The sequence below is a fragment of the Roseicyclus sp. genome, from assembly GCF_052168335.1.
GTDB lineage: Bacteria > Pseudomonadota > Alphaproteobacteria > Rhodobacterales > Rhodobacteraceae > Roseibacterium.
This window is the reverse complement of sequence record NZ_JBQLZP010000186.1, coordinates 1-4,113: the sequence shown is the minus strand read 5'-3', so window position 1 is coordinate 4,113 and position 4,113 is coordinate 1. Positions and strand designations below refer to the sequence as shown.

5 protein-coding genes and 1 pseudogene are annotated in these 4,113 nt (G+C 69.8%); 1 reads left to right on the top strand and 5 read right to left on the bottom strand.

The genetic code is table 11. The features are described from left to right. A partial coding sequence (locus tag ACTS11_RS05815) for a TonB family protein (protein ID WP_442639392.1) occupies positions 1–327 on the top strand: 327 nt, incomplete at its 5' end. 42 nt (positions 328–369) lie between these two features. Here ACTS11_RS05815 and ACTS11_RS05810 read toward each other — a convergent pair. The 5 genes and pseudogenes from ACTS11_RS05810 to ACTS11_RS05790 all read right to left on the bottom strand — a co-directional run. Next, positions 370–1,209 (bottom strand): alpha/beta fold hydrolase, encoded by an 840-nt coding sequence (locus tag ACTS11_RS05810; RefSeq protein ID WP_442639391.1) that lies wholly within the window; start codon positions 1,207–1,209, stop codon positions 370–372. 7 nt (positions 1,210–1,216) lie between these two features. Further along, positions 1,217–1,939: a GntR family transcriptional regulator gene (locus ACTS11_RS05805; RefSeq protein ID WP_442639390.1), complete on the bottom strand. Its 723-nt coding sequence runs from the start codon at positions 1,937–1,939 to the stop codon at positions 1,217–1,219. After that, on the bottom strand, positions 1,940–2,818 hold the full coding sequence (locus ACTS11_RS05800) for an ABC transporter permease (protein ID WP_442639389.1): 879 nt from the start codon (positions 2,816–2,818) through the stop codon (positions 1,940–1,942). It lies immediately after the preceding gene. Next, positions 2,815–3,636 carry an ABC transporter ATP-binding protein gene (locus tag ACTS11_RS05795; RefSeq protein WP_442639388.1) on the bottom strand — a complete coding sequence of 274 codons (822 nt, stop codon included), beginning with the start codon at positions 3,634–3,636 and terminating at the stop codon, positions 2,815–2,817. The genes ACTS11_RS05800 and ACTS11_RS05795 overlap by 4 nt, the downstream gene beginning before the upstream one ends. Beyond that, positions 3,633–4,113, bottom strand: a pseudogene (locus ACTS11_RS05790) (ABC transporter substrate-binding protein); the annotation flags it as partial. The pseudogene ACTS11_RS05790 and the gene ACTS11_RS05795, both read right to left, overlap by 4 nt.

Below are 4,113 nucleotides of genomic sequence, written 5' to 3'. Positions count from 1 at the left end.
CCCGCCGCCGAGGCCACGGCCAGCGCGCCGGTCCCGACCCGGACGCCGCAGGCCGGAAACACCGCCGAGGCCGCGAACTATCCCGGCCAGGTGCTGCGCCGCATCGCGCGGCAGGGGCGGCCGAGGGTGCGCCACGACGGGGCGGACGCGGTCGTCACCTTCCGCATCGACGCGGGCGGCGGGCTCGCGTCGCTGGGTCTCGCGCGGTCCTCGGGGAACCCGGCGCTGGACGAAGCGGCGCTGTCGATCGTGCGCTCCGCCGCGCCCTTCCCGAGGCCCCCGGCCGGTGCGCAGACCGCGTTCTCGATCAATTTCGGCGGAGGTTGAGGAACCGGGCGTTCGGAACCTCGCTGCGCCCGTTCCGGCCGGTCATCCCCGGCCGGCGCCAACCTCCTCGACGAAATCCGCGAGGTCCGAGGCGAAGCGGTCGGGCGCCTCGAGGAAGGGGGCGTGGCCGACGCCCTCGTAGCTCAGGTGCCGTCCCTGCCCGAAGAGCGCGGCGGCGGCCTCGCCCGTGCGGGGCGTCACGACGGCGTCGGCGTCGCCGTGGATCACGAGGGCAGGGCAGGTCGCCGCCGCATAGACCGGGCGGAAATCCACATCCGCGCCGAAGAGGGCGCGGCGCACATGGGCGGGGCAGAGCATGTTGGCGCCGACCAGCGTGGCATAGGTCGCGCGGTCGAGCGGGCGGGCGGTGCAGGCCTCGACGAAGCGGACGGTGGCGGCGAGCCTCCGCGGCACGTCCTCGGTGTAGAGGTCGCGGTCGAGGCCGGGGCTCGCCTGGCCCACCATCCACTCCTCCCGCGCCTTGCCGATGGCGAGGATGCCGCCCGCGAGCACGAGGCCCGCAAGATGCCCGTCGCCATGGGTCGCCAGATGCGCCGCGATCACGCGCGATCCATACGACCAGCCGACGAGCACGGGCCGCGAGAGCCCCGCCGCATCGATCACCGCGCGCACGTCGTCGCCCCAGAGGGAGGTGTCGGTGTAGGCGGCGGGGGCTTCCGGCTTGTCCGAGCCGCCATGGCCGCGCAGGTCCATGGTCACGAGGTGGAAGCGGTCGCCGAGCCGCTCGACCAGGGGGGCCCAGCAGACGGATTGCTGCGCCCAGCCGTGGATCAGCAGGATCGGCGGACGGCCCGCGTCGCCGTGGCGGTGGAAGGCGATCCGCGTGCCGTCGGAGGAGGCGGCGAATTCGGTGTCGCTCATCCGCGCCTCAGCCCGCCAGCCCGCGCGCGGGCCGCTCGCTCCGCAGGCGCTCCTTCAGGCCCTCGAGCGTCTTGGAATAGTGCCGCGCGAGGAGGTCGGCCGCCCGGTCCGCGTCGCGGTCGAGGGCGGCGGTCACGATCGCCTCGTGCTCGGCCAGCGCGTCGCCGCGCCGCTCGAGGGTGAAGTTCACCGAGAGGTTCCGGTAGCGCACGGCCTGGTCCATCATCGTCTGGCAGAACTGCATCATCCACGACGAGCCGCAGCCCGACAGGAGCGCGAGGTGGAAGTCGTGGTGCCGCGTCTCCCACTCGGGGTTCACGGCGATGCTGATCGTTCCGTCCTGAAGCCGCTCGGTCCGGGCGAGGCGGTGGTAGGCCACGATCACCTGGTCCTCCCAGTCCTGCCCGCCCTGGGCGATGGATTCCCTCAGGCCCAGCGTTTCCAGCCAGATCCGCGTCTTCACCAGTTCCTCGAGATCCGAGATCGAAAGCTCGGAGACGAAGAAACCCCGCTGGCTGCGGCGCTCGACCCAGCCCTCGGCCGAGAGACGGTTCAGCGCCTCGCGCACGGGGGCGAGGCCGATGCCGTAGCGCTCGGAGACGGCGTCGAGCTGCAGCTTGTCGCCGGGCTCGAGCAGCCCGGCGAGGATGTCCTCCTTGATCATGGCGTAGGCGCGATCCGACAGGATCGGCTCGTTCTCCGCCTCCGCCTTCGCGCGCGCCCGCATCATCTACGCCATGCCACCCGGTTTGTCGGACTTGTTCCAGAACACGAAGGTCTTCTGCACCCAGACGACGGAAAGGAACAGGGCGAGACCGAGGAAACTGAGATAGATGATGAGCGAGAAGACCCGCGGCGTGTCGAGCTGCGAGGCCGAGACGCGGATGAGCGCGCCCACCCCCTCGCCGCCGCCGAGGAACTCGCCGGTGATGGCGCCCGCCATGACGCCCACGGCCGCGATCTTGAGGCCGGTGAAGAAGTAGGGAAGACCCGTCGGCAGCTTCAGCCGCAGGAGCGTTTGCAGCCGGCTCGCCCCGATGGACTTGAAGAGCATCCGTTCGTTCTCGGTCGCGGCATAGAGGCCCGCGGCGGTCGAGACGACGATGGGAAAGGTCGCGATGAAGGTCGCGAGCGCCACCTTGGACGAGATGCCGAAGCCGAGCCAGGCGATGAAGAGCGGCGCGAAGGCGACCTTGGGCATGGTGTCGATGGCGACGAGATAGGGCAGCACCGCGCGCTCGCCGAACTTGGTCTCGCCCACCAGCACGCCCAGCGAGAAGCCGATCGCGATGGCGAGAAGGAAGGCGTAGAGCAACGTCTTCGTCGTGGTGATGAAGGCCTCGAGCATGTAGCCGCCCGAGAGGATGTTGTTGCCCACGAAGACGATGTCGCGCCAGGTCTCGCCGGGGCCGGGCAGGATGATGTTCGACACGACCTCCAGCGCCGTGACGGCATACCAGATGCCGACGATCAGCACGAAGAGCCCGGTCATCGCCACCCAGCGCGGGATGCGGTCGATGAAGGGATCGCGCTCGATCCAGACGGTGTCGCCCTCGAAGGCCGTGCGGCTCGCGGCCTTGGCCGCGGTGTATCCGGTCTGGTCGGTCATGAGCCATACATCTCCCGGCCGAGTTTCTCGCGGATATGGTGCACGATTTCCCCGAATTTCGCAGTGTTGATCATGTCGAGGTTGCGCGGGCGGGGCAGGTCGATGTGGATCGTCTCGACGATGCGGCCCGGGTTGGCGTCCATGATGTAGATCTTGTCGGCGAGGATGACCGCCTCGGGGATCGAGTGGGTCACGAGGAAGGCGGTCGCGTGCCGCTCGAGGCAGATGCGCTGCAGCTCCATGTTCATGAAGTCCCGCGTCAGCTCGTCCAGCGCGGAGAAGGGCTCGTCGAGGAGCAGGACGGCGGGATCGGTGATGAGCATCCGGCAGATCGCCGCGCGCTGCGCCATCCCCCCCGACAGCTCGCCCGGATAGACGTTCTCGGCCCGGCCGATGCCGACGAGGTCCAGAAGTTCGCGCGCGCGGTCGGTCGCGGCCTTCGCCGCGGCCTTGCCGTCGCGCATCTCGATGGGCAGGAGCACGTTGCCGAGCGTCGTCTTCCACGGCAGGAGCGTGGCCTGCTGGAACATCATCCCGATGTCGCGGCGCGGTCCCATCACGGGCCGCTCCTCGAGCATCACGCGCCCAGAAGTGGGCGGCATCAGCCCCGCCATGATCTTCAGGAGCGTGGACTTCCCGCAGCCGGACGAGCCGATGACGGCCGCGAACTCGCCCTTGGCGAGCGTCAGGTCCACGTCCTTCAGCGCCTGGAACCCGTTGCGGGGATAGACCTTGGACAGCCGCTCGATCTGGTAAACCGGCCGAACCTCGGCCGGTTTGTCGTCTTGCGTCGCCGTCATCTGGACGACCTGGCTCATTCGGCGTTCCAGCCGGCGATCCATGCGTTGGAATAGCCCGCGCTCAGGTCGTCGAAGGCCGCCTCGAGGTCGCCCGCGTCCAGAAGGCTCTGCTGCCAGGCCTCCCAGTGCTCGGGCGGCTGGTAGCCGTAGCCCTCGGCGATGTAGGCGTCCGTCGGCGTCATCCGCTCGATGACCGCCCCGAGGAGCGATGCCGCGAATTCCCGGTCCTCGCCCTCCTGCGGATTGCCGGCCGCCATGTGGTCGAGCGCGGTCTCCTGGTTGGCGGGATCGTTGATGAAGCGCATGCCGCGCACCAGCGCGCGGCCGAAGCCCTCGACAACGGCGGGGTTCTCGTCGGCGTAGCTCTGCAGCACCGCGTAGCCGTTGCCGAAGAAGGCGAGGTAGGCCTCGGGCGTGATCTCGCGCAGGTTCAGGCCCCGGTTGGCGAGGATCGCCGCATCGCTGACAGCGCCCGCATAGGCGTCGACGTCACCG